This is a genomic window from Caballeronia sp. LZ001 (assembly GCF_031450875.1).
In the GTDB taxonomy this organism is placed as follows: Bacteria; Pseudomonadota; Gammaproteobacteria; order Burkholderiales; family Burkholderiaceae; genus Caballeronia.
This window is the reverse complement of the sequence record NZ_JARTVX010000004.1, coordinates 4,924,802-4,946,157: the sequence shown is the minus strand read 5'-3', so window position 1 is coordinate 4,946,157 and position 21,356 is coordinate 4,924,802. Positions and strand designations below refer to the sequence as shown.

At 62.6% G+C, this 21,356-nt stretch carries 19 protein-coding genes and 1 other RNA gene; 3 read left to right on the top strand and 17 right to left on the bottom strand.

The genetic code is table 11. The features are described 5' to 3' along the window. Positions 1 to 86: 86 nt before the first annotated feature. The 5 genes from hisS to ndk all read right to left on the bottom strand — a co-directional run bounded on the left by hisS (position 87) and on the right by ndk (position 5,920). On the bottom strand, positions 87 to 1,427 hold the full coding sequence (gene hisS / locus P9292_RS34200) for a histidine--tRNA ligase (protein WP_244825336.1): 1,341 nt from the start codon (positions 1,425 to 1,427) through the stop codon (positions 87 to 89). Positions 1,428 to 1,433: 6 nt separating this feature from the next. After that, positions 1,434 to 2,762, bottom strand: a complete 1,329-nt coding sequence (ispG, locus tag P9292_RS34195; protein ID WP_244825337.1) for a flavodoxin-dependent (E)-4-hydroxy-3-methylbut-2-enyl-diphosphate synthase — start codon at positions 2,760 to 2,762, stop codon at positions 1,434 to 1,436. Positions 2,763 to 2,912: 150 nt separating this feature from the next. Next, positions 2,913 to 4,001 carry a helix-turn-helix domain-containing protein gene (locus P9292_RS34190; protein WP_309963586.1) on the bottom strand — a complete coding sequence of 363 codons (1,089 nt, stop codon included), beginning with the start codon at positions 3,999 to 4,001 and terminating at the stop codon, positions 2,913 to 2,915. Positions 4,002 to 4,188: 187 nt separating this feature from the next. Next, positions 4,189 to 5,331, bottom strand: coding sequence for a 23S rRNA (adenine(2503)-C(2))-methyltransferase RlmN (gene rlmN / locus P9292_RS34185; protein WP_309963584.1), 1,143 nt, complete (start codon positions 5,329 to 5,331; stop codon positions 4,189 to 4,191). 163 nt (positions 5,332 to 5,494) lie between these two features. Next, positions 5,495 to 5,920, bottom strand: coding sequence for a nucleoside-diphosphate kinase (gene ndk, locus P9292_RS34180; RefSeq protein WP_309963582.1), 426 nt, complete (start codon positions 5,918 to 5,920; stop codon positions 5,495 to 5,497). Positions 5,921 to 6,276: 356 nt separating this feature from the next. Between ndk and P9292_RS34175 the strand changes: the two genes are divergently transcribed. Continuing rightward, positions 6,277 to 6,975, top strand: coding sequence for a Bax inhibitor-1/YccA family protein (locus tag P9292_RS34175; RefSeq protein ID WP_309963580.1), 699 nt, complete (start codon positions 6,277 to 6,279; stop codon positions 6,973 to 6,975). 71 nt (positions 6,976 to 7,046) lie between these two features. On the opposite strand, the gene rlmD is transcribed toward P9292_RS34175, so the two are convergent. From rlmD to surE, 6 genes are all read right to left on the bottom strand, one after another. Beyond that, positions 7,047 to 8,465: a 23S rRNA (uracil(1939)-C(5))-methyltransferase RlmD gene (gene rlmD / locus P9292_RS34170; protein ID WP_309963578.1), complete on the bottom strand. Its 1,419-nt coding sequence runs from the start codon at positions 8,463 to 8,465 to the stop codon at positions 7,047 to 7,049. A 65-nt stretch (positions 8,466 to 8,530) separates the two neighbouring features. Beyond that, on the bottom strand, positions 8,531 to 9,307 hold the full coding sequence (locus P9292_RS34165; protein ID WP_250464970.1) for a 3'-5' exonuclease: 777 nt from the start codon (positions 9,305 to 9,307) through the stop codon (positions 8,531 to 8,533). A 45-nt stretch (positions 9,308 to 9,352) separates the two neighbouring features. Next, positions 9,353 to 10,450 carry an RNA polymerase sigma factor RpoS gene (gene rpoS, locus P9292_RS34160; RefSeq protein WP_309963576.1) on the bottom strand — a complete coding sequence of 366 codons (1,098 nt, stop codon included), beginning with the start codon at positions 10,448 to 10,450 and terminating at the stop codon, positions 9,353 to 9,355. 11 nt (positions 10,451 to 10,461) lie between these two features. Further along, positions 10,462 to 11,403, bottom strand: a complete 942-nt coding sequence (locus tag P9292_RS34155; protein ID WP_244825345.1) for a peptidoglycan DD-metalloendopeptidase family protein — start codon at positions 11,401 to 11,403, stop codon at positions 10,462 to 10,464. Positions 11,404 to 11,408: 5 nt separating this feature from the next. Then, the gene (locus P9292_RS34150; RefSeq protein ID WP_309963574.1) at positions 11,409 to 12,506 is read right to left on the bottom strand and encodes a protein-L-isoaspartate(D-aspartate) O-methyltransferase; all 1,098 of its coding nucleotides are present in this window, start codon (positions 12,504 to 12,506) and stop codon (positions 11,409 to 11,411) included. Then, positions 12,503 to 13,261 (bottom strand): 5'/3'-nucleotidase SurE, encoded by a 759-nt coding sequence (gene surE, locus P9292_RS34145; RefSeq protein WP_309963572.1) that lies wholly within the window; start codon positions 13,259 to 13,261, stop codon positions 12,503 to 12,505. The genes P9292_RS34150 and surE overlap by 4 nt, the downstream gene beginning before the upstream one ends. Before the next feature lie 103 nt (positions 13,262 to 13,364). Between surE and P9292_RS34140 the strand changes: the two genes are divergently transcribed. After that, entirely contained in the window at positions 13,365 to 14,339 is a 975-nt protein-coding gene (locus P9292_RS34140; protein ID WP_309963570.1) for an NADPH:quinone oxidoreductase family protein, read from the top strand. A 130-nt stretch (positions 14,340 to 14,469) separates the two neighbouring features. On the opposite strand, the gene P9292_RS34135 is transcribed toward P9292_RS34140, so the two are convergent. The 6 genes from P9292_RS34135 to ffs all read right to left on the bottom strand — a co-directional run bounded on the left by P9292_RS34135 (position 14,470) and on the right by ffs (position 20,463). Further along, positions 14,470 to 15,675 (bottom strand): CaiB/BaiF CoA-transferase family protein, encoded by a 1,206-nt coding sequence (locus P9292_RS34135; RefSeq protein WP_244825349.1) that lies wholly within the window; start codon positions 15,673 to 15,675, stop codon positions 14,470 to 14,472. Positions 15,676 to 15,696: 21 nt separating this feature from the next. Next, positions 15,697 to 15,921 (bottom strand): DUF1653 domain-containing protein, encoded by a 225-nt coding sequence (locus P9292_RS34130; RefSeq protein WP_045450705.1) that lies wholly within the window; start codon positions 15,919 to 15,921, stop codon positions 15,697 to 15,699. 22 nt (positions 15,922 to 15,943) lie between these two features. Next, positions 15,944 to 16,540 carry a recombination mediator RecR gene (recR, locus tag P9292_RS34125; protein ID WP_244825350.1) on the bottom strand — a complete coding sequence of 199 codons (597 nt, stop codon included), beginning with the start codon at positions 16,538 to 16,540 and terminating at the stop codon, positions 15,944 to 15,946. Positions 16,541 to 16,599: 59 nt separating this feature from the next. Beyond that, positions 16,600 to 16,926: a YbaB/EbfC family nucleoid-associated protein gene (locus tag P9292_RS34120; protein ID WP_244825351.1), complete on the bottom strand. Its 327-nt coding sequence runs from the start codon at positions 16,924 to 16,926 to the stop codon at positions 16,600 to 16,602. 118 nt (positions 16,927 to 17,044) lie between these two features. Further along, the gene (gene dnaX, locus P9292_RS34115; RefSeq protein WP_309963566.1) at positions 17,045 to 20,179 is read right to left on the bottom strand and encodes a DNA polymerase III subunit gamma/tau; all 3,135 of its coding nucleotides are present in this window, start codon (positions 20,177 to 20,179) and stop codon (positions 17,045 to 17,047) included. 185 nt (positions 20,180 to 20,364) lie between these two features. Beyond that, positions 20,365 to 20,463, bottom strand: an RNA gene (gene ffs / locus P9292_RS34110) — signal recognition particle sRNA small type. A gap of 347 nt (positions 20,464 to 20,810) precedes the next feature. Between ffs and trxA the strand changes: the two genes are divergently transcribed. Continuing rightward, entirely contained in the window at positions 20,811 to 21,137 is a 327-nt protein-coding gene (gene trxA, locus P9292_RS34105) for a thioredoxin TrxA (protein WP_008349330.1), read from the top strand. The last annotated feature ends 219 nt before the right edge of the window (positions 21,138 to 21,356 follow it).

Here is a 21,356-nt window from a genome sequence, read left to right as displayed (position 1 = left end):
CATTGCACTTCGAGTGCCGTGCGCGATGCCGGACGGTTCACTCATCCAGCGCGATGCCCACGGCCATTGCCCGCGTGTCGGGCCGCCTAGTCTTCGGCGGATGCCACCATCGCATTGATTAGGTATTCGGTCAAGTCTTCCGCCGGAACGTTGACCTGCTCGTTCTTTTGCGCGTCCGACGTTTCGGCGCCCGTGCGGCGCAGCGGCTTTACGCCGATCGTGCCCTGCGCGAGTTCGTCTTCGCCCAGCACGACGGCAAAAGCCGCGCCGCTCGCATCGGCTTTCTTCATCTGTGACTTGAAGCTGGCAGGCGCGCCGTCCGGACTGCAATGCAGGATCACGTCGAGGCCCGTGTCGCGCAGACGCTCCGCCACGATGAACGCCTGCTCGGCGGCAGCTTCTCCCTGATGCACTACGTAGACGTCCGTACCTTCCGCTTCCGGCACGAGATTCTCTTCCTTCAGCAACTCGAGGATACGCTCGACGCCCATCGCCCAGCCGCACGCGGCCGTGGGCTTGCCGCCAAGTTGCTCGATGAGCGGGTCGTACCGGCCGCCGCCCGCCACCGTGCCTTGCGCGCCGAGCTTGTCGGTCACCCACTCGAACACGGTGAGGTTGTAATAGTCGAGACCGCGCACGAGACGCGGATTGATCTTGAACGGAATGTTGTTGGCCTTCAGCAGCCTTTGCACGCCCTCGAAATGCTTGCGCGATTCTTCGCCCAGGAAGTCGGTGAGCTTTGGCGCGTTCTGCGCGATTTCCTGCAGCGCGGGATTCTTCGTGTCGAGCACGCGCAGCGGGTTGGTGTAGAGACGTCGTTTGGCTTCTTCGTCGAGCGCGTCGACGTGCTGCTCCAGATACGCGATCAGTTCCTTGCGGTGCGCCGCGCGCTCGTCAGGCTGGCCAAGTGAATTCAGTTCCAGGCGAATGCCGGTCAACCCAAGGTCGTCCCACAGGCGCTGACACATCATGATGATTTCGGCGTCCGTGTCCGGTCCCGCGAAACCGAGTGCTTCCACGCCGACCTGATGGAACTGGCGATACCGCCCGCGCTGCGGACGTTCGTGACGGAACATCGGGCCGATGTACCACAGGCGCTTCGGACCGTCGTAAAGCAGGTTGTGTTCGATGCTCGCGCGCACCACCGCCGCCGTGTTTTCGGGCCGCATGGTGAGATGTTCGCCGTTGAGCGAATCGGTGAAGCTGTACATCTCTTTTTCGACAATATCCGTCACTTCGCCGATCCCGCGCGTGAACAACTGCGTATGCTCGATGATCGGCGTGCGGATGTTCTGATAACCGTATGCGCGCAGCATCGACTTCACCGTGGATTCGAAAAAGTCCCACAACGCGGCATCCTGCGGGAGGATGTCGTTCATGCCCTTGACGCCGGTCAGCTTGCCGAGCCGTTTCTTCTGTTCAGTCATCTGTCTTTAAAGTGTTGCCGCGGACGTTTCTTCGCGCTTGCCGGTTTCTTGCCCGTAGGTGCGCTCGACGTAGTCGCTGACGATTTGCTGGAATTCCTCGGCGATACGCTCGCCACGCAAGGTCTTCACCTTCACGCCGTCGATAAACACGGGCGCGGCGGGATTTTCGCCCGAACCCGGCAAACTAATGCCGATGTTCGCGTGTTTCGATTCACCCGGCCCGTTGACGATGCAGCCCATCACCGCGACGTGCATCTTCTCGACGCCGGGAAACTGGTCGCGCCACACGGGCATGGAGTTGCGCAAATAGCTTTGGATCTGCGACGCGAGTTCCTGGAACAGCGTGCTGGTCGTGCGCCCGCAGCCGGGACATGCAATGACCATTGGCGTAAAGGAACGCAGGCCCATGGTCTGGAGGATTTCCTGACCGACGACCACTTCGCCCGTGCGCGCGCCGCCTGGCTCGGGCGTCAGCGAAATACGGATGGTGTCGCCGATGCCTTCCTGCAGCAGCAACGACAGCGCCGCCGTCGAAGCGACGATACCCTTCGAGCCCATGCCTGCCTCGGTCAGGCCGAGATGCAGCGCGAAGCTGCAACGTTTAGCGAGTTCGCGATAAACGGCGACCAGATCCTGCACGCCGCTCACCTTGCACGACAGGATGATCTTGTCGCGACCGAGGCCGAGTTCGACCGCGCGTTCCGCCGAGCCGACCGCCGACTGGATCAGCGCTTCATACATCACGCTTTGCAGTTCCCACGGCGCCGAGCGCGCGGCGTTTTCGTCCATCATGCGCGCGAGCAGGTCCTGGTCGAGGCTGCCCCAGTTCACGCCGATGCGCACCGGTTTGTCGTACTTGATCGCGGCTTCGATCATCTGCGCGAATTGCGTGTCGCGCTTTGCGCCCTGTCCGACGTTGCCGGGATTGATGCGGTACTTCGACAGCGCTTCGGCGCACGCCGGATGATCGCGCAGCAGCAGATGCCCGTTGTAATGGAAGTCGCCGACGAGCGGCACGGACACGCCCATGCGGTCGAGTTGATCGCGGATGTGCGGCACTTCCGCCGCCGCTTCCGGCGTATTCACCGTGATGCGCACGAGTTCGGAACCCGCCTGCGCCAGTTCCTTGATCTGGATGGCGGTTCCGATGGCGTCGGCGGTGTCGGTGTTGGTCATCGACTGCACGCGCACCGGTGAGTCACCGCCGATGGTGACGAGCTGACCGCCCCAGCGCACGTCCACCGCATGCGATGCACGACGCTTCGACGAGCCGCCGAACACCGGTTCGGTCGAACAGATCTTGCTGCTAATCAGGGATTGAGCTTCGGATTGCATCGAAAAACCCTTTGGCCACCAGGCGCCGCGTGCAAGCGGCGCGACGGTGCGAATATGGAACCTTGAACGGGCATCACGGAAAAAGCCGGAATGCCCATGACTTGCACGCGCGCTGAACCTCCGACTCCGACACCGCTACGCGCCGCCCGTTCAGGGCAGCGTGAAGCGCGCGACGTTGCCGCGTGCGGAAACGTATTTCTTGGCGTCGACCGGCTGATCGTCAAACGAGATGGAATCGACGCTCTTCGCGTTGCCGACGGTCACCTTGAACGGCGCTTCGCCCTGCACGCGTTGCGTGCTTCCCGCGTGGACGAGACCGGAGAAAACCTCCTTGCCGTCCTTGCCGCGCACGCTGAACCAGCTATCTTCCTTCACTTTCAATTCGACTGCGCTCGCGCCCGTGCCGGCGACGACCGGCGCGGATGCGGCGGCGCCAGCGGCCGGCGCCTGCTTGGCTGCGGCCGACGCGCTTGCGCCCTGCAACGCCGCAATGGTCGACGACGAGGCCGGCAACGCGTTCGTGCCGAGCGGACGTGGCATTGGCTGTTCGCCGGGCGCGGCGGCCACTTCGGGCAGCGAGGCGGCTTCGCCGGTGTTCGCCGCGGCGGCTTCATCAGGCGTGGAGACGACGGAAGCGGACACCGTGTCGCCCGGCGCAGCCGTGCCAGCGCCCGTGCTCGACTTGAGGCGCGCGAGCCACGCCGACGAATCGCCGCCGGTATGCCACATCACGAGCGCGGCCAACACCACGACGACCGCCGCGATGCCCCAGAGCCACGAGCGTTTCTTGCCCGACGAACCACCGAGTGGCACCGACACGCGCTGTCGCGGCAGACCCGCACCCGCCGAAGCCGGCACCTTCAGATTTTGCCCGACCGCCGCGCCCTCGCGACGAAACGCCTGCGTGAAAGGCGCGGGATCGGTACCAAGAACCTTGGCGTAGCTACGCACAATACCCGCTGCGAACGTGCGATCGGGCAATTGACTGATGTCGCCCGCTTCGAGCGCGAGCAGCTTGTTCGGCGAAACCTTGAGACGCGCTGAAATGTCGTCGATCGACCATGACTTCGCGTGACGAAGCTGCGCGAGCCGCGCGCCGACAGCGGCAATCGAATCCAGAGGCCCCGTCTGGCTCGCGTTCGATGCCGCCCCGCCAGTGCCCGCCTGACCGTCATGCTCATTGACAGGAAGACCCCCGGTATGACTGCCAAAAGGCGTCGGGTGCTGCGGCTCACTCATCCCAATTTCCTCGCATCGATTCTTTTATATAGCGCGGCTAAGCCGGCGGATTGCATCAAAACGTGAACGATACAGCCCCGGCAATGTTGCAGACCGCTTTATAACAAAATGTTCGGCTTTGCGCGCCGGCCTGGCGCGACTTCCGTCTTTTCGGACTTGTTTTTCTTCGCTGTACGGCGGCAATGCGTCAGACCGCGCGCACCTCGATCACCTTGCCTGGCGCGCGACCCATGCGTTCCACGAGGCGCGTGCGATCCTTCACTTCGCCCGCAAGCTGCCCGCAAGCTGCGTCGATGTCGTCGCCGCGCGTCTTGCGCACGGTGGTGACGATGCCCGCGTCCATCAGAACCTGCGCGAAGCGCTTGATCTGCTCGTTCTTCGAACGAGTCAGACCTGATTCCGGGAACGGATTGAACGGAATGAGGTTGAATTTGCACGGCACGTCGCGCGTGACGGCCAGCAGTTCGCGCGCATGGGCTTCGGTGTCGTTGACGCCGTCGAGCATGCAGTATTCGAACGTGATGAAATCGCGCGGCGCAACCTTCAGATAGCGCTGGCACGCAGCCATCAATTCACGCAGCGGATACTTCTTGTTGAGCGGCACCAGCATGTCGCGCAGCGGATCGTTCGGCGCGTGTAGCGACACGGCGAGCGCCACTGGCAGATCCGCGGCGAGGCGGTCCATCATGGGCACGACGCCGGAAGTGGATAGCGTCACGCGACGGCGCGACAGGCCATAGGCGTTGTCGTCGAGCATCAGACGCATGGCGGGCACGACGGCGTCGTAATTCAGCATGGGCTCGCCCATGCCCATCATCACGACATTGGTGATGACGCGCTCGCCCTTTCCCGGGCCGCCGACTTCGCGCCCGAGCGACTTGCGCAGCGCGAATTCGGCCATGCGCAACTGGCCGACGATCTCGCCAGTGGTCAGATTGCGGGAGAATCCCTGCTTGCCCGTGGAACAAAACCGGCAGTTCACCGCGCAGCCGGCCTGCGAGGACACGCACAACGTGCCGCGCGTTTCCTCGGGAATGAACACGGTTTCGACAGCGTTACCGTTGCCTACGTCGATCAGCCACTTGCGCGTGCCGTCGGTGGAAACGTGATCGCGAGAGATTTCGGGCATCGCCAAACTGGCGCGACCCTTGAGTTTTTCGCGCAGCGATTTCGCGAGGTCCGTCATGCCGTCGAAGTCGTCGACGCCATATTGGTGGATCCAGCGCTGCAATTGCTTGGCGCGAAACGGCTTTTCGCCCAGGCTGCCGCAATAAGCGACGAGCCCGGCGGCGTCGAGATCGAGAAGATTGACGGTGCTGCTGTTCGTCATGTCGAGTCCTGCCATTTCAGATTGCGAAGCTCGGGAGCTTTTGCCCGAGACCGTTCGCGCCAATTCCTGCATGTTCCAGCTTTTCAAGCGATGCCGGCGCGACAGCCGCATGATCCGGCGCACTGCCTCGAGGCACGGACCGATGCGGCAACCAACGCGCGACTTAGCGCGAGTAGACGTTCACTTGCGAGAAGAAGAACGCGATTTCCTGCGCTGCCGTTTCCGGAGCGTCGGAACCGTGCACGGCGTTTGCATCGATGCTGTCCGCGAAATCAGCGCGGATCGTGCCCTTGTCTGCCTTCTTCGGATCGGTCGCGCCCATCAGGTCGCGGTTCTTGATGATCGCGCCTTCGCCTTCCAGCACTTGAATCTGCACCGGACCGGAGATCATGAATTCCACGAGGTCCTTGAAGAACGGGCGTGCAGCGTGCACTGCGTAGAACTTTTCCGCGTCCGCGCGCGACAGATGCACCATGCGCGAAGCAATGATCTTGAGTCCAGCACTCTCGAAACGGCTGTAGATTTGGCCGATAACATTCTTTGCCACTGCGTCCGGCTTGATAATCGACAGGGTGCGCTCGATTGCCATGAAAAACTCCAAAAAATTAACGGTTTACGGATTAAAAGGAATCGACAATTGTAGCATGAAGCAGGGTATGATTGCGATTGAAACCTTACGGCGCCGTAAGGGTCGAACCGTCATACATCAGCGTGCCTTAAGCGTCTATCGCGCCGAGAAACGTTGGCGCCATTGATTTCGGACCGTGCGGCAGTCATATTGGAGTCGAGCCGCGCTTTGCAACCGCCCCGCGACATCAGGCACTGCACGAAATCGGAATGGCGCGGGCAACGGCCTCATAATCGCTTAAGTATTCCTACCGTATCATTCGTGTATGACGGATGTAGCGCGGGTCGACGACAGACAATTTGAAGCAAGGAGAAACCATGAACGAATCACCCTACAGTTTTGGACGCAACGGCAGCGTCACTTCGGTCGAGGTGCGCAACCGCGTGCTACGCAACACTTACTGGCTGCTCGCGCTCTCCATGGTGCCGACGGTGCTCGGCGCGTGGGTCGGCGTAGCGACGGGCTTTTCCCTCTTCGCGGCCACCAGCCCGGCAATGAGCTTCATCGCGTTCATGGCGATTGCGTTCGGCTTCATGTTCGCCATCGAGAAAACGAAGAACAGCAGCATGGGCGTGATCGTCCTGCTCGGCTTCACGTTCTTCATGGGCCTGATGCTCTCGCGTCTTCTGAGCTTCATCCTCGGTTTCTCGAACGGGCCGCAGCTCATCATGATGGCCTTTGGCGGCACGGGCGTGATTTTCGCGGCCATGGCGACCATCGCCACGGTCAGCAAGCGTGACTTTTCGGGCCTCGGCAAGTGGCTGTTCATGGGCGTGATGGTCATTCTGCTGGCTGCAGTCGCGAACATTTTCCTGCAACTGCCGGCGCTCGTGCTGACGATTTCCGTGCTCGCCATCGTGATCTTCTCGGCTTACATGCTGTTCGACGTGCAGCGCGTTGTGAATGGCGGCGAGACGAACTACATCAGCGCGACGCTCGCCATCTACCTCGATCTGTACAACGTCTTCACGAATTTGCTGGCACTGCTTGGCATCTTCGGCGGCAACCGGAACTGATCGAACCGGTGCTTCAAACGAAAAACCGGCCTTCGGGCCGGTTTTTTTGCGCCTTCTTAAATAAAAGCGCTTCAGTCGCGTTCGAACAATGCAATGGATTCGACGTGCGACGTATGCGGGAACATGTTGACGACGCCCGCGCCCTTCATCCGATACCCCGCCTCGTGGACGAGCAGGCCGGCGTCGCGCGCGAGCGTCGCCGGGTTGCACGACACATAAACGATGCGCTTCGGCAGCGAACCCTCGCCGCTTTGAGCGATGTCCGCAAGCGCCTTCGCCACTGCGAGCGCGCCCTCGCGCGGCGGATCGATCAGATATTTGTCGAAGTGCCCGAGCGCGCGCAGATCGTCGGCAGTCACTTCGAACAAATTGCGGCAGGCAAACGACGTATGGCCGTCCACGCCATTGGCCTGCGCGTTTTCCAGCGCGCGCGCGGTCAGCGCTTCGCTTCCTTCGATACCCACCACTTCGCGCGACACGCGCGCAAGCGGCAGCGTGAAGTTGCCGATGCCGCAAAACAGATCGAGCACACGATCGTTCTCTTCCGGCGCGAGCAGGCTCAACGCGCGCGCCACGAGCACGCGGTTGATCTGATGGTTCACCTGCGTGAAATCAGTCGGCTTGAATGGCATGCGGATGTGAAACTCCGGCAGCGTATAAGCCAGTTCGCTCTCGAGCGGATAAAACGGATAAACCGTGTCGGGACCTTTCGGCTGCAGCCAGAATTGCACGCCGGCGTGTTCGTCCGCGAAGGCGCGCAAAAGCGCTTCGTCGGCGTCGTTGAGCGGTTCGAGAATGCGCAACACCAGCGCCGTCACGTCCGCGCCAACCGCAAGCTCGATCTGCGGCATGCGGTCACGAATGGACAAACCGGCTACCAGATGCCGCAGTGGCACGAGCATGGCGGAAACGTGCCGCGGCAGCACCTCGCAGCTCGTCATATCGGCGACGTAGCTGCTCTTGCGTTCATGAAAGCCGACGAGCACGCCGCCCTTTTTCTCAACGTGCCGCACCGTCAGGCGCGCGCGATAGCGATAACCCCACGACGGCCCGTGAATCGGCCGGAACATGGTTTCCGCGCGCAGTTTCGACAAATGCTGGAGATTGTCCTCGAGCACCCGCTGCTTCACGGCAATCTGCGCGCGCACGTCGAGATGCTGCATGGAACAACCGCCGCACGTGCCGAAGAACTGACACTTCGGCTTCGTGCGGATGACCGCCTCGCGCAACACGTTCACCACTTGCGCCTGCTCGAAACTCGGCTTCTTGCGATAGCTCGAATAGCTCACTCGTTCGCCGGGCAGCGCGCCTTCGACGAAGATCACCTTGCCCGGCTCGCCGTTCTCGTTGACCGTGCGGCCGACGCCGCGCGCGTCCATGTCGAGTGACTCGATTTCGATTTCGGGCGCGACGAATGACGGATCGGGCGTAACGGTTTTGGCCGGCGCGGCGCGGCGGCGATGCGAATTTTTTCGAGCGGCTTCAGACACCTGCGTACTTCCTGACTGACGTGTTGGCAAAGGCGAGATTGTAGACGAACGTCACGGCCTCGCACTCACCGGCCGAATGCGGCGAGATATTCGGCCCAATGCGGCGACGCTTCCAGCGCGAGCGCGTTCTTCACGAAGTTGATCTCGTCCGCGTACTCGTCCGGCGTGAGTCCGCCACGCATCATCTGAAAGCGGCAATACATAAGGTAAGTGTTGACGACATCCGTTTCGCAATAGTTGCGGATCTCGTCGATCTGACCATCGCAATAGGCGTCCCACACCTTGCCGCCGTCCATGCCCAGCTTGCCGGGAAAGCCGCACAGTTTGGCGAGTGCATCGAGCGGCGCGTTGGCGCGCGCCTGATACATCGCGAGCACGTCCATCAGGTCGAGATGCCGCATGTGATAGCGGCTGATGTAGTTGTTGAACCTGAACTCGCGATCGTCCTGGCCCAAGTCCCAGTAACGCGGCGCGGCGATGCCATGCACGAGCGCACGATAATGGAGCACGGGCAGATCGAAACCGCCGCCGTTCCACGAAACGAGTTGCGGCGTGTATTTTTCGATCACGCGATAAAACGACTGGATCAACGATGCCTCGCCATCCGTCTTCGTGCCAAGCGAGCGCACGCGAAAACCGCTGTCGTCGCGAAAGACGCAGGAGATGGCGGCAATGCGTTGCAGATGATGCGGCAGGAAGTCGTTGCCTACGCGCTCGCGGCGCGCGGCGAACGCGTGTTCGGCGACTTCGCGCGCGGACAAATCGTCGGGTAAGTCTTCGAGACGGCGAATGCCGTCGACATCGGGAATGGTCTCGATGTCGAATACGAGAATCGGTGTCATTGAATTCTGGAAACGCGGCGCTCTTTCGAACGCCGCTTTGGAGCGTTAAAGCACGGCGTCCTTGCGCACGCCGTTCGAGGCGAAGAAGCGTTTGAGCCGCAAGAGCGCCTCTTGCTGGATTTGCCGTACGCGTTCGCGCGTGAGGCCCATTTCATCGGCCAGTTCTTCGAGCGTGGCGGGTTCGATATGGTTCAGCCCGAAACGCCGTTCGATCACATGCCGATGTTTATCCGACAGACGCGAAAGCCAGAGCCGCGTGAGCGTTTCCAGTTCGCGGTGCTGAACTTCGGCATCCGGCGACTGGCTTTGATCGTCCGAAAGGAGATCGAGCAGGCTGCTGCCGGGGTCGAGGTCGAGCGGGGCATCGAGCGAAGCCGTGTGTTCGTTGAGCGCGAGGATATCGGTGACTTCCTCCGGCGTCTTGCCGGTGAGATACGCAATATCCTCGATGCTCGCGTCGCGGCGCTCGGGCGCGACGGGATCGGTGGAATTCGCCGAGTTCTTTTCCAGATGACGCTTCGCGCGCAACACTTGATTCAGTTCGCGAATCACATGCACCGGAAGGCGCACCGTGCGCGCCTGATTCATGATTGCGCGCTCGATGCTCTGGCGAATCCACCACGTGGCGTAAGTCGAAAAACGAAAACCGCGCGTGGGATCGAATTTCTCGATTGCGTGCATGAGACCGAGGTTGCCTTCCTCGATCAGATCGAGCAAAGGCACGCCGCGATTGAGATAACCCTTAGCGATACTCACCACCAGCCGCAAATTGCGCTCGATCATGACCTGGCGCGCCTCGAACTCGCCCGCCTTGGCAAGACGCGAATAACGCTGCTCTTCCTCGACGGTGAGCAGCGGTTTCACGCTGATGCGATTGAGGTAATGCTGAATGGTGTCGGCCGTCAGTTCGGCCTGCAAAAGAGAGCGAAAGTCGTCGGGTTCGGGCGCGGAATCGTTTGCGCCTTCTCCCGACTCGTCGCCACCCTTTTTACGGTTTTCGCCTTCTTCGTCGGAATCGATATCGACGTCGATGTTTTCGGCATCGTCGTCTCGGGTCGAAGCACCGTCTTCCACCGACACTTGCAACGGTCGGCTGATGGTCTCAGTCTCGGCTTGCGGCTGGCGGCGCTTCGTTTTTTGCATGATGGCTCGCTTTATTGCGGCGGCAAATACTTCAGTGGGTCAACAGGTTTTCCCTGCCGGCGAACTTCGAAATGCAACATCACACGGTCTGAATCGCTGTTGCCCATTTCGGCGATTTTTTGACCTTTGGTCACCGCGTCTCCTTCTTTTACCATCAAAGCGCGGTTGTGTGCGTACGCAGTGAGAAAAGTCGCGTCGTGCTTGATGATGATGAGATTCCCGTAGCCGCGCAAGCCATTTCCGGAGTAGACGACCCTGCCATCCGCCGATGCATTGACTGCATCTCCCGGTGCACCGCCAATGTTCAAACCTTTGTTCTTCGCGTCGTCGAATGTGCCGAGAATCGGACCACGCGCCGGCCAGATGAAAGCCGGTTGAGCCGTTGCCGCGCTGTCCACGCCCGGCGCCGGCGTGGTGCCCGCGAGCGCACCCGATGCAGCGCCCGGCGCCGCGCCCATGCCCGACGACGGACCGTAGTACGGCGGCTGCGTCGTTGCACCCGACTGCGGCGTGCCATAGACGCCCGCGCCGCCGTTAAGCGGTTGCGTAGCCACCGCGCCACCCGCGATCGGTGCGGTCGACACGCCCGGCGTCGCCGCTGCCAGATTCGCACCCGGAGGCGCCACACGCACCAGTTGACCGACTTCGATCTGGTTCGGGTTCGTCAGGTTATTCCACGTTGCGATGTCGTGATAATTCTGACCGTTTTCCAATGCGATCCGATATAGGGTGTCGCCCGGTTTCACGCGAATATAGCCAGGCGGCGGCGGCTGGTTGGCAAGCGCGGCGGCATCCGTGGCGATAGGCGCGCCCGTTCTGTCGACCACCGGCGCTGAATCCATCCGCGACGCACAGGCCGCCAGCATGGACAGCGCAAGGACGCACACACCGCGCTGCGCCGCCGTTAGGCGAACGTCCGCACGCGTTTCTCGCAAAGCACGCAAGATACTCATCGGTTTCAAATCACTCCGGATTTTAAAGGTACAAAAAAAACGCGATCGAGCTGCGACTCCCGCCATTGCGTGGCCGACACGCGCGTGACGAGCGTGAGCACCTGCGACTGCGCGGCCTGCGAGCCCACCGGCGCGACGAGCCTGCCGCCTATCGCCAGTTGTTCGAGCAAGGCCTGCGGCACGTCGAGTCCCGCGCACGCGATCACGATGGCATCGAACGGCGCCGCGGCAGCCAGTCCGAGCCGCCCGTCGCCGTAATGCAGCCGGATATTCGGCACACGCAGCGGCCGAAGATTGAGCTTGGCGCGTTCGGACAACGGCCGCACGCGCTCGATCGAATAAACCTCGGTCGCGACCTGCGACAGCACCGCTGCCTGATAGCCGCAACCGGTGCCGATTTCCAGCACCTTGTCCAACGTGCGCCCGGCCGCGACCAGTTCGATCATGCGCGCGACGACCGACGGCTTCGAGATGGTCTGATGGTGACCGATCGGCAGCGCAGCATCTTCGTAAGCCTGCGCGGCGAGGCCGGGGTCGACGAACATATGGCGCGGCACGACCGACATGGCGTTCAACACGCGCGGGTCGGTCACGCCGTTCGTGCACAGGCGTTCGACCATGCGCTCGCGCACCCGTTCCGAGGTGAGCGTCTGCGTGCTGGCGAATGCCACGTTGGGCGCGCCCTTTTTCGTGGCCGTCGATGCCGCGTTCAGATCGCGTCCGGCGGGACGCTGCGCGGTGCGCAATGCACTCGTTCGGGGATGCGGCGCCTGGGCCGGACTGCGATTCGCGCCCGGAACCGGTTTCGCAGTTCCACTTGCCGGTTTGGTAGCGGCCTTGGCGACGGAATTGACGACAGGCTGAGCCACCGAGCGCACCGGAAAAACCGTGGTCGCGGACTTGGCGGATGCCGCCGCGCTCGCCGGATTCTTGAGCGCTGAAGCCGCGCCGCGCACACTGCCCGGCTTCGCGGCAGCGGCTTTCGTGGTCGATACCGCCACTGACTTGGCGCGCGCGTCCTGCGTGCGGCCGGCCGGCTTGCGCGGCTCGCGCACGAGGTCCGCGAGCGCCAGCGGGAAGCGCTTGGCGCGCTCGTCGCTCATGAGCGACGGCTCCCGGCTTGCGCCCATTCGCGGGTCTCGGCCATGAGTTTCGTGTGAGTCAGGTCGAGCTGCAGCGGCGTGATCGAAACGAAGCCGTTCGCGACTGCGTGAAAGTCGGTGCCTTCGCTGGCGTCGAGCGCGTTGCCCGACGGGCCGATCCAGTAGATCGGGTTGCCGCGCGGGTCGGTCTGGCGAACTACCGGCTGCGACGGATGCCGCTTGCCCAGACGCGTGACCTTCCACTCGCGCAGTTGGTCGTACGGCAGGCTCGGAATATTGACGTTCAGAAGCGGATGACCCGGCATGGGGTGATCCAGAAAATGCGCGACGATTTCGGCGGCCACGCGCGCCGCATCTTCTAGATGCAGCCAGTCACGCCCGACGAGCGAAAACGCGATAGCCGGAATGCCGAACATGAAGCCTTCGGTGGCGGCCGCGACCGTGCCGGAATAGAGCGTGTCCTCGCCGACATTCTGGCCGTTGTTGATCCCTGACACGACGAGATCGGGCCGCGCTTCGAGCATGCCGGTGAGCGCGATATGCACCGAGTCGGTTGGCGTGCCGTTCACGAAGTTGAAACCGTTAGCCGACTGATGCACGCTCAATGGCCGCGACAACGTGAGCGAGTTGGACGAGCCGCTGCAGTTCTGCTCCGGCGCCATCACCGTTACTTCGCCGAGCGGCTGCAAGGCGTCGTGCAGCGCGTTGATGCCGCGCGCCAGGTAGCCGTCGTCGTTGCTGAGTAGGATTCGCATCCGGCGATTGTAACCGAGGAAACATGACGCGCCCACGCTTTGCGGGGTCGCGCACAGACAGCCGTCTGCCCTACACTTGGCGTCGGCCCATCAAGGAGGACACATGCGCGCCGTTCGATGCAACCAACACGGATTACCCGATACGCTCACCGTCGAAACGCTGCCGGATTTGCACCCCGAAGCCGGGGAAATCGTCATCGATGTGAAGGCCGCGAGCGTGAATTTTCCCGATGTACTGATCATCCAGAACAAGTACCAGTTCAAACCGCCGCTGCCATTTACGCCGGGTGCGGAACTCGCGGGAATCGTGCGTGAGGTGGGTGCGGACGTCACGCGCGTGAAACCTGGCATGCGCGTCGCGGCTTACACCGCGCAAGGGGCATTCGCGCAACAGGCGCGTGCTCGGGAAACGGATTGCGTCGTGCTGCCCGACGACGTCGACCTCGCGCTCGCCGCAGCCTTCACGCTTGCCTACGGCACGTCCTATCACGCGCTCGTGGATCGCGGCGCGCTCAAGTCGGGCGAGACGCTCCTCGTGCTCGGCGCGGCGGGCGGCGTGGGCGTCGCGGCAATTCAGATCGGCAAGATTCTCGGCGCGCGCGTGATCGCGGCGGCATCGAGCGCGGAAAAGCTCGCGTTCTGTCGCGAGCAAGGCGCGGATGAAATCATCGACTATCGAAACGAAGACTTGCGCGAGCGCGTCAAGGCGCTCACCCATGGCCAAGGTCCCGATGTCATATTCGATCCGGTGGGCGGCGCCTATGCCGAACCGGCGTTTCGCAGCATCGGCTGGCGCGGGCGCTATCTCGTGGTCGGCTTCGCCAACGGCGAGATCCCGAAGCTGCCTCTCAACCTCGCGTTGTTGAAGGGCGCGAGCATCGTCGGCGTGTTCTGGGGCGATCACATGCGCCGCGAACACGCGATCGCCGATACCGAATTTGCCACCATGGTCGACTGGATCAAGGCCGGCAAGTTGCTGCCGGTGGTGACCAAACGCTATCCGCTCGATGCAACCGCGCAAGCCCTCGATGACATGATGAACCGGCGCGTGACGGGGAAGATCGTGATCGAGCCTTGAGGCGCTTCGAAGGTTGGTCGTGGGCCACGGTGCATGCGCGACGCCCTGCCCCATGCGCAAGCCGGCACCGGTGTCGCGGCCATCTTCGGGCCGCCGCGAGAGTTCGCGTTTTTTACGCGTAACGACTTCCTCAGATCACGTTCGCCGCACGCAACCGCGCGATGTCGTCCTCGGCATACCCAAGCGACCGAAGCACTTCGTCCGTATGTTCGCCGAGTTGCGGTCCGAGCCAGCGCGTCTCGCCAGGCGTCTCGGACAGCTTCGGCGTCACGTTCGGCAGCGTGATCTCGCGGCCGTCCTGCCACGGAAAACGCTGCAGCATTTGACGCGCGATGTACTGCGGATCGGTGAACATGTCGGCCACGCTGTAGATACGGCCGGCGGGCACATCGGCGGCGTTGAGGACGGCGAGTGCCTCGTCGATACTGCGCGTCGACAACCACGCGGCGATGGCATCGTCGATTTCCTGCGTGCGCGGCACGCGGCCATCGTTCGAAGCGAGCGCGGGATCGTCGGCGAGATCGGCACGGTCGATTGCCGTCATCAACCGCTTGAAAATGGGATCGCTATTGCCGCCAATGACAATGCTGCCGTCGCGGCACGGATAGGTATTCGACGGCACGATGCCCGGCAGCGACGCGCCGGTGCGCTCGCGCACCATGCCATAGACGCCGTACTCGGGCACCACGCTTTCCATCATGTTGAAGACGGCTTCGTAGAGCGCGACATCGACCACCTGCCCTTTGCCGCCATTCACCTGCCGATGATGCAGCGCCATCAACGCGCCGATCACGCCGTGCAGCGCGGCAATGGAGTCGCCAATGGAAATGCCGATGCGCGGCGGCGGTAACTCGGGATAGCCCGTGATATGACGCAAGCCGCCCATCGATTCGGCGATCGCGCCAAAGCCCGGTCTGTCGCGATACGGCCCGGTCTGGCCGTATCCCGAGAGCCGCACCATCACGAGACCGGGGTTTTCGGCAGAAAGCACCTCATAGCCGAGCCCAAGTTTTTCGAGCAAGCCCGGCCGAAAATTTTCGACGACGATATCCGCTTCTTTCGCCAGCCGCCGCACGATCTCCTTGCCCTCTTCGGCCTTCAGATTGATCGTCACGGACTTCTTGTTGCGCGCCTGTACCGCCCACCAGAGCGACGTTCCGCCCACTTCAGGGTAAAGCTTGCGCCACTTGCGCAGCGGATCGCCGCCCTTCGGATCTTCGATCTTGATGACATCCGCGCCGAATTCGCCCATGAAGCGCGCCGCGAACGGTCCCGCGATGAGCGTGCCGAGTTCCAGCACCTTGACGCCGGCAAGCGGGCCCGTCGATGCGGTCATGTCGTTCGTCTCCGCCAATTTTTAAAGTGGGATGTCGAGTGGCTTGAAGCGCGGCGTGCCGTCGGCGAGCGTCTCGTTGAACATCGCGGCGGGCCGCACCCACAAACCGCGATCATGCGGCCAGAGATGCTCGTAGACGATCATGGCTTCCTCGGTTTCCGAGTGCCGCGCGACGCCGATCACGCGATACAGCCCGCCCTTGTAATGTCGATGCGTCGCGAGCGCGAGTGCTTCGGTTTCTGTCATCGATGCAGTCCTTGATCTTTTCTCACACCGAGCGGCGGTCGAGCATCGCGCGGGCGATGGTGCCGGCATCGACGTATTCGAGTTCGCCGCCCACCGGTACGCCGCGCGCGAGCCGCGTGACCTTCAGCCCTTTCGACTTGAGCGTCTGTGCCAGATAGTGCGCGGTCGCCTCGCCTTCGTTGGTGAAGTTGGTGGCAAGCACCACTTCATTCACGGTGCCGTCGAGCGCGCGGTTGATGAGCCGCTCGAAGTGAATTTCCTTCGGCCCGATGCCGTCGAGCGGACTCAGCCGGCCCATCAACACGAAGTAGAGCCCGCGATACGTGAGCGTCTGCTCCAGCATGATCTGATCGGCCGGCGTCTCGACGACGCATAGAAGCGCGGAATCGCGTTCTTCGTCGCTGCATACTTCGCAGATGTCGGCTTCGGTGAAGGTATTGCACTTCTCGCAGTGCTTCAGATGCCCGGTCGCGAACAGCAGCGCGTTGCCGAGTTTGTCGGCGCCCGCGCGGTCGTGCTGCATCAGGTGATACGCCATGCGCTGCGCCGACTTCGGGCCGACGCCGGGCAGCGCACGCAGCGCTTCGACGAGCGCCGACAAGGCGGATGGTTGTTTCATGTGTCCTCATGGGCGGGCCGAAAGCGCGGCAAACGCCGCGTGCGCCTTCGGCCACGCGCTTAAAACGGCAGCTTGAAGCCGGGCGGCATGGGCATGCCGGCCGTCATGCCGCCCATCTTTTCCTGCGTGGTGGCTTCGGCCTTGCGCACGGCGTCGTTGAACGCGGCGGCAACCAAGTCTTCGAGCATGTCCTTGTCGTCGGCGAGCAGGCTCGGGTCGATCTGCACGCGGCGCACGTCGTTCTTGCAGGTCATCGTCACCTTGACGAGACCGGCGCCGGACTGGCCTTCGACCTCGATCAGCGCGAGCTGATCCTGCATCTTCTTCATGTTTTCCTGCATTTGCTGAGCTTGCTTCATCAGCCCGGCGAGTTGGTTCTTCATCATGATTCGGCTCCTTGAAACGGATAGTGCGTATGACGGGCAGACGCTCAGGCGAAAATGCCCGTGCGCCCGGTTGATTCGTTCGCGGCGCGGCTTCTGACGGCGCGCCTCGCGGGATGGCTTATCTTACAGAAGACGCGCCCGAAGGATTCGCGCCCGTTGCGGCAACCGGCTTGATCGATCCCTGCACGATGCTCGCGCCGAAATCGCGAATGAGCGATTGCACGAACGGGTCTTGCCTGATTTCCTGCTCGGCTTGCTGCTGGCGTTTCGCGCGTTCGGCGGCGTCGAGCGCGGCGGCGGTGCGGCGTGCGGGCGCAACCGACACATTGACCTCGAGCGCGCGGCCGAGTTTCTCCGTGAGCGCGGTCTTGAGCTTGGCGACTTGCGCGGCGTCCGCGTATTGCGGCACGGGAACGACGAGTGTGAGCGAACTGGCGTCGCAGGCGGTCAGTTCGCTGTTGAACGCGAGCTGGTATGCGATGCCCTTGAGCGGCAGATCGACCGCGAGCGTCGCCCATTCTCCCGCGATGCCTATAGCGTCGAGCGGCACGGCGGGCGGCAGCGGCGTGGCGTCGATCTTCGGCGCGGGCTTCGCTGCGGGCGCGGGTTCGTTGCCGAAGCGCATGTCGTCCGGTGCGTTATCGAACGCGGGCATGTAGCCGTCGTCGGGAGCGGCGGAGAAGTATTCATCCTCCGATCCGGGCGGCGGGTAGTCGTCGGGCGGCATGTCTTCCCAAGGAGGGATGACCTTGGGGCTTGCTTTCGCGTTGGCGTCATTGCCGGCGCGAGCGGCATTGTCGACGCTGGCGTTCGTGTTGGTGTTGATGTGGGCGCTACCGTTGCCCTTGCTGTCGACGCCCACGCCGGTGCTGCGCCCGCGAACGCCATTGTCGAGGCCGACGTTGCTCCCGCCAATGGCATCAGCACCCGCGTTGTCTGCCGCAGGCGTCGCCTGTACGTCAGAGCCCGCGCTGGCGCGCGGCGCGACGCGGCGCGGCGTCGGCACGGGAACCGAGGGCTTCGGCACGGCAGGTTTCGTTGCAGCAGGAGCGCCCGCTGGCGCTGCCGCCGCGCCTCTTCCACCACGATCCGATGAAAGTCGCATTCCCGCACTACGCAATACTTCGAGCGCGTCCCTCGCGCCACCTGCGGCGCTGCGCGGCGCGACAGATCCGGCAGACGGCGACACGGTTTCGGACGCGCCATTATTAGAAGCCTCGTCTACAGCTTGCCGAGCCGCGGCAGAAAGCGGCGCCGATGCGACTGGCACTTCGTCAAACACAACGTCTCGTGCATTCCCGACAGCAGACGGCGTATTGGCCTGAACGATCTCTCCTGTGCCTTGCGCGAGCGGCGATTCGGCGGCCTCGGCTACAGAAGGCGACTCGGCAGAGTCGGCCTTCCGCACATCTGAAGATGCGGCGCTCGGCGTGGCCGAATCGAAGTCTTTCCGCGCCACTGGTGCATCGCTTGAAGATGCGATGGTGTTCAGAGGCGCGGCCGAATCGGCAGCGGCCGCGGCAATATCCCGTGCGCCTGGAGGCGTGGCGCTATCTGCAACAGGAGCGGGATTGGCAGTGGCCGTCTGCGCGCCTGAAGATGCGGCGCTGTCCGACACTAAAGCTGAATGACCGACGTCCGCTCTCGATGCGCTTGACAAGCCAGCCGTGTTTGCAAGCGCAGTCGAATCGCCAGAGGTCGCGTTCTTCGCGCCCGAAGGAGCGGCACTTCCTCCAGCGTCCGGCAAGTCCGCGGAACCGGCGTAAGCCGCACGCGATGCCGCATCCGCCATCGCCGAATCTCGTGCATCGGACGCTCCGACTGGCTTCGCGACTGATTCAGCCGATTCGACACTGCGCTTCGCTTCAGCGCCCGCAAGCTCGTCGGATGCGTCACGTGGCCCGACTTTCGCCGAGGTCGCAGACCGTGCGCCATGCATGTCCAAATCGGAAGCAGCCGCTTCACCCGACTCAGCCAACTTTTCAAAAGAACGGTCGCTAATCTGGTGCCGCGCGCCCGCTCGATCCGCCAGAACGCCATCGCGAGCCACCGGTGCCGGCGCCACGGCCCGCTCCGCCATAGCTCCCGCGAGCGCCGCATTGCGCGCGCCCTTCACGCTTTGCGGCGCGCTCACCACGAGCCCGCCACCGCCACCTCCGCCCGGACCGCCAGCGGGTTCGAACGCGAGCATGCGCAGAAGCGTCATGGTGAAGCCCGCGTATTCATCAGGCGCGAGCCCCAGTTCGCTGCGTCCGACGGTCGCGATCTGGTAGAACAACTGAACCTGTTCGGCCGACAAGCCCTCGGCGAATCGACGAATATCTCCCGCCTCCGGCCACTCGTCCAGCACCGATGCCGGCGCGAACTGCGCCCACGCAATCCGATGCAGCAAGCTCGCCAGATCCTGCAACGCGGTCGAGAACGATAGACTGCGCAAAGCCATTTCATCGGCGATGGCAAGCACGCCCGCGCCATCGCTTGCGGCGAGGGCATCGAGCAGACGGATCAGATAGCTTTGATCCAGCGCGCCGAGCATGCCGCGCACGGCTTCCTCGGTCACCTGATTGGCCGAATAGGCGATAGCCTGATCGGTCAGCGAAAGCGCGTCGCGCATGCTGCCGTCCGCCGCGCGCGACAACAACCGCAGCGCCTGCACTTCGAACGCAATGCTCTCTTGCTGGAGGATGTTCTCCAGATGCGACACGATATGCCCCGCGGGCATCTGCTTCAGATTGAACTGGAGGCAGCGCGACAGCACGGTGACCGGAATCTTCTGCGGATCGGTCGTGGCGAGAATGAACTTCACATGCGGAGGCGGCTCTTCCAACGTCTTCAACATGGCGTTGAACGCGTGGTTCGTGAGCATGTGCACTTCGTCGATCATGTAGACCTTGAAGCGCGCGTCGACCGGTGCATAAACCGCGCGCTCGAGCAGCGCCGCCATTTCGTCGACACCGCGATTGCTCGCCGCATCCATTTCAACGTAATCGACAAAACGGCCTTCGTCGATTTCCCGGCAAGCGCGGCACACGCCGCACGGCTTCGAGGTCACGCCGGTTTCACAGTTGAGCGCTTTTGCAAAGATGCGCGAAAGCGTGGTCTTGCCGACGCCGCGCGTACCGGTGAAAAGATACGCGTGATGCAGGCGTCCACCGTCGAGCGCGTGCGTGAGCGCACGAACGACGTGCTCCTGGCCGACGAGCGACTCGAACGATTTCGGCCGCCATTTGCGTGCGAGAACTTGATAGGTCATGCGCGAAATTGTATCAGCAACGACTAGCGGCAAACGCCGCCGAAAGCGGCTGTCCGGCGCATCTGGAGCACGCGTGAAGATGCGGATTCAAGTCGCGTAGATGCGAGCGAATCGACTAAAAACCAGAGGAGAGTGAAGCAGGAAACCGCGGAGACTGAAGCCGGAAAAACGCAAATAAAGCGGAAGGTGACGAGCCCGACCCTCGGCACTGGTGGAAAGCGGCTGTGGCTGCTTCGTTCCCGACCTGACCAGGTTGACCGCGCCACCATGCGAGGAGGCCCGTCACGTCGAATCATATCACGCCGATAGCCGCGCCCGATAGACCTCGCGAGCACGCCGCCGACGCCATGCAGCTCCGCTCTTGCATTGCCCGAATGCGCCTCCAGCTGAGCAATGAAGGGCTGCGCGACGGCGCCTATCGGCATCGGCGACAGATAGCAAATTAAGCTAAGATGAGCGTTGAATCACGTGCGGCGCATGCTTCATCGTCCATGCGGCCAGTCCGCAAGGCTCGTCAGACGTGGTAAGCCGGCTTCGTCTCGCCCAAGCGGCGACGAAAATCTTTTACTGTTTTGGTGTATCGTGGCGAGCATTCAAACGCGGGCCTCGAATCAATAGAGGTATTCAGACAATGAGCGAATCAATCAAGCACATCAGCGACGCATCTTTCGAACAAGACGTCGTCAAGTCGGACAAACCTGTTCTGCTCGATTTCTGGGCCGAGTGGTGCGGTCCGTGCAAGATGATTGCCCCGATCCTCGATGAAGTCGCAAAGGATTACGGCGATCGCCTGCAAATCGCGAAGATCAACGTCGACGAGCATCAGTCGACGCCGGTAAAGTTCGGCGTGCGCGGTATCCCCACGCTGATCCTGTTCAAGAACGGCGCAGTGGCCGCGCAGAAGGTCGGCGCGCTGTCGAAGTCGCAGTTGACCGCGTTCCTGGACAGCAACCTGTAATAGCTCGACCGGTTCGGAGCCAGCATCGTCGGCCTTTGAACCGCGCTTGAACCACGGCGCCGATGTTGTCCACCGACAACATCGGCGCCAAAGCCCCGCCCCCGGCCAACCTAAGGCCCGCGTCGCGTGTGCTATGCTACAATTACAAGAGTTCAAGAAGTACTAAGTCCTAGAGCGGTTCCGCTCACCTCTTCTCCCAAATCTTTCTGTCGTACCTCT

Bases quoted from the DNA above. Each gene is read 5' to 3' on its own strand.
- ndk (WP_309963582.1), bottom strand. From the start codon at position 5,920: ATGGCAATCGAGCGCACCCTGTCGATTATCAAGCCGGACGCAGTGGCA.
- ispG (WP_244825337.1), bottom strand. From the start codon at position 2,762: ATGCAATCCGAAGCTCAATCCCTGATTAGCAGCAAGATCTGTTCGACC.
- dnaX (WP_309963566.1), bottom strand. From the start codon at position 20,179: ATGACCTATCAAGTTCTCGCACGCAAATGGCGGCCGAAATCGTTCGAG.
- P9292_RS34140 (WP_309963570.1), top strand. From the start codon at position 13,365: ATGCGCGCCGTTCGATGCAACCAACACGGATTACCCGATACGCTCACC.
- rlmN (WP_309963584.1), bottom strand. From the start codon at position 5,331: ATGACGAACAGCAGCACCGTCAATCTTCTCGATCTCGACGCCGCCGGG.
- P9292_RS34135 (WP_244825349.1), bottom strand. From the start codon at position 15,675: ATGACCGCATCGACGGGCCCGCTTGCCGGCGTCAAGGTGCTGGAACTC.
- P9292_RS34130 (WP_045450705.1), bottom strand. From the start codon at position 15,921: ATGACAGAAACCGAAGCACTCGCGCTCGCGACGCATCGACATTACAAG.
- P9292_RS34120 (WP_244825351.1), bottom strand. From the start codon at position 16,926: ATGATGAAGAACCAACTCGCCGGGCTGATGAAGCAAGCTCAGCAAATG.
- P9292_RS34175 (WP_309963580.1), top strand. From the start codon at position 6,277: ATGAACGAATCACCCTACAGTTTTGGACGCAACGGCAGCGTCACTTCG.
- P9292_RS34165 (WP_250464970.1), bottom strand. From the start codon at position 9,307: ATGACACCGATTCTCGTATTCGACATCGAGACCATTCCCGATGTCGAC.
- trxA (WP_008349330.1), top strand. From the start codon at position 20,811: ATGAGCGAATCAATCAAGCACATCAGCGACGCATCTTTCGAACAAGAC.
- rpoS (WP_309963576.1), bottom strand. From the start codon at position 10,450: ATGCAAAAAACGAAGCGCCGCCAGCCGCAAGCCGAGACTGAGACCATC.
- recR (WP_244825350.1), bottom strand. From the start codon at position 16,540: ATGAAACAACCATCCGCCTTGTCGGCGCTCGTCGAAGCGCTGCGTGCG.
- hisS (WP_244825336.1), bottom strand. From the start codon at position 1,427: ATGACTGAACAGAAGAAACGGCTCGGCAAGCTGACCGGCGTCAAGGGC.
- P9292_RS34155 (WP_244825345.1), bottom strand. From the start codon at position 11,403: ATGAGTATCTTGCGTGCTTTGCGAGAAACGCGTGCGGACGTTCGCCTA.
- surE (WP_309963572.1), bottom strand. From the start codon at position 13,261: ATGCGAATCCTACTCAGCAACGACGACGGCTACCTGGCGCGCGGCATC.
- P9292_RS34150 (WP_309963574.1), bottom strand. From the start codon at position 12,506: ATGAGCGACGAGCGCGCCAAGCGCTTCCCGCTGGCGCTCGCGGACCTC.
- P9292_RS34190 (WP_309963586.1), bottom strand. From the start codon at position 4,001: ATGAGTGAGCCGCAGCACCCGACGCCTTTTGGCAGTCATACCGGGGGT.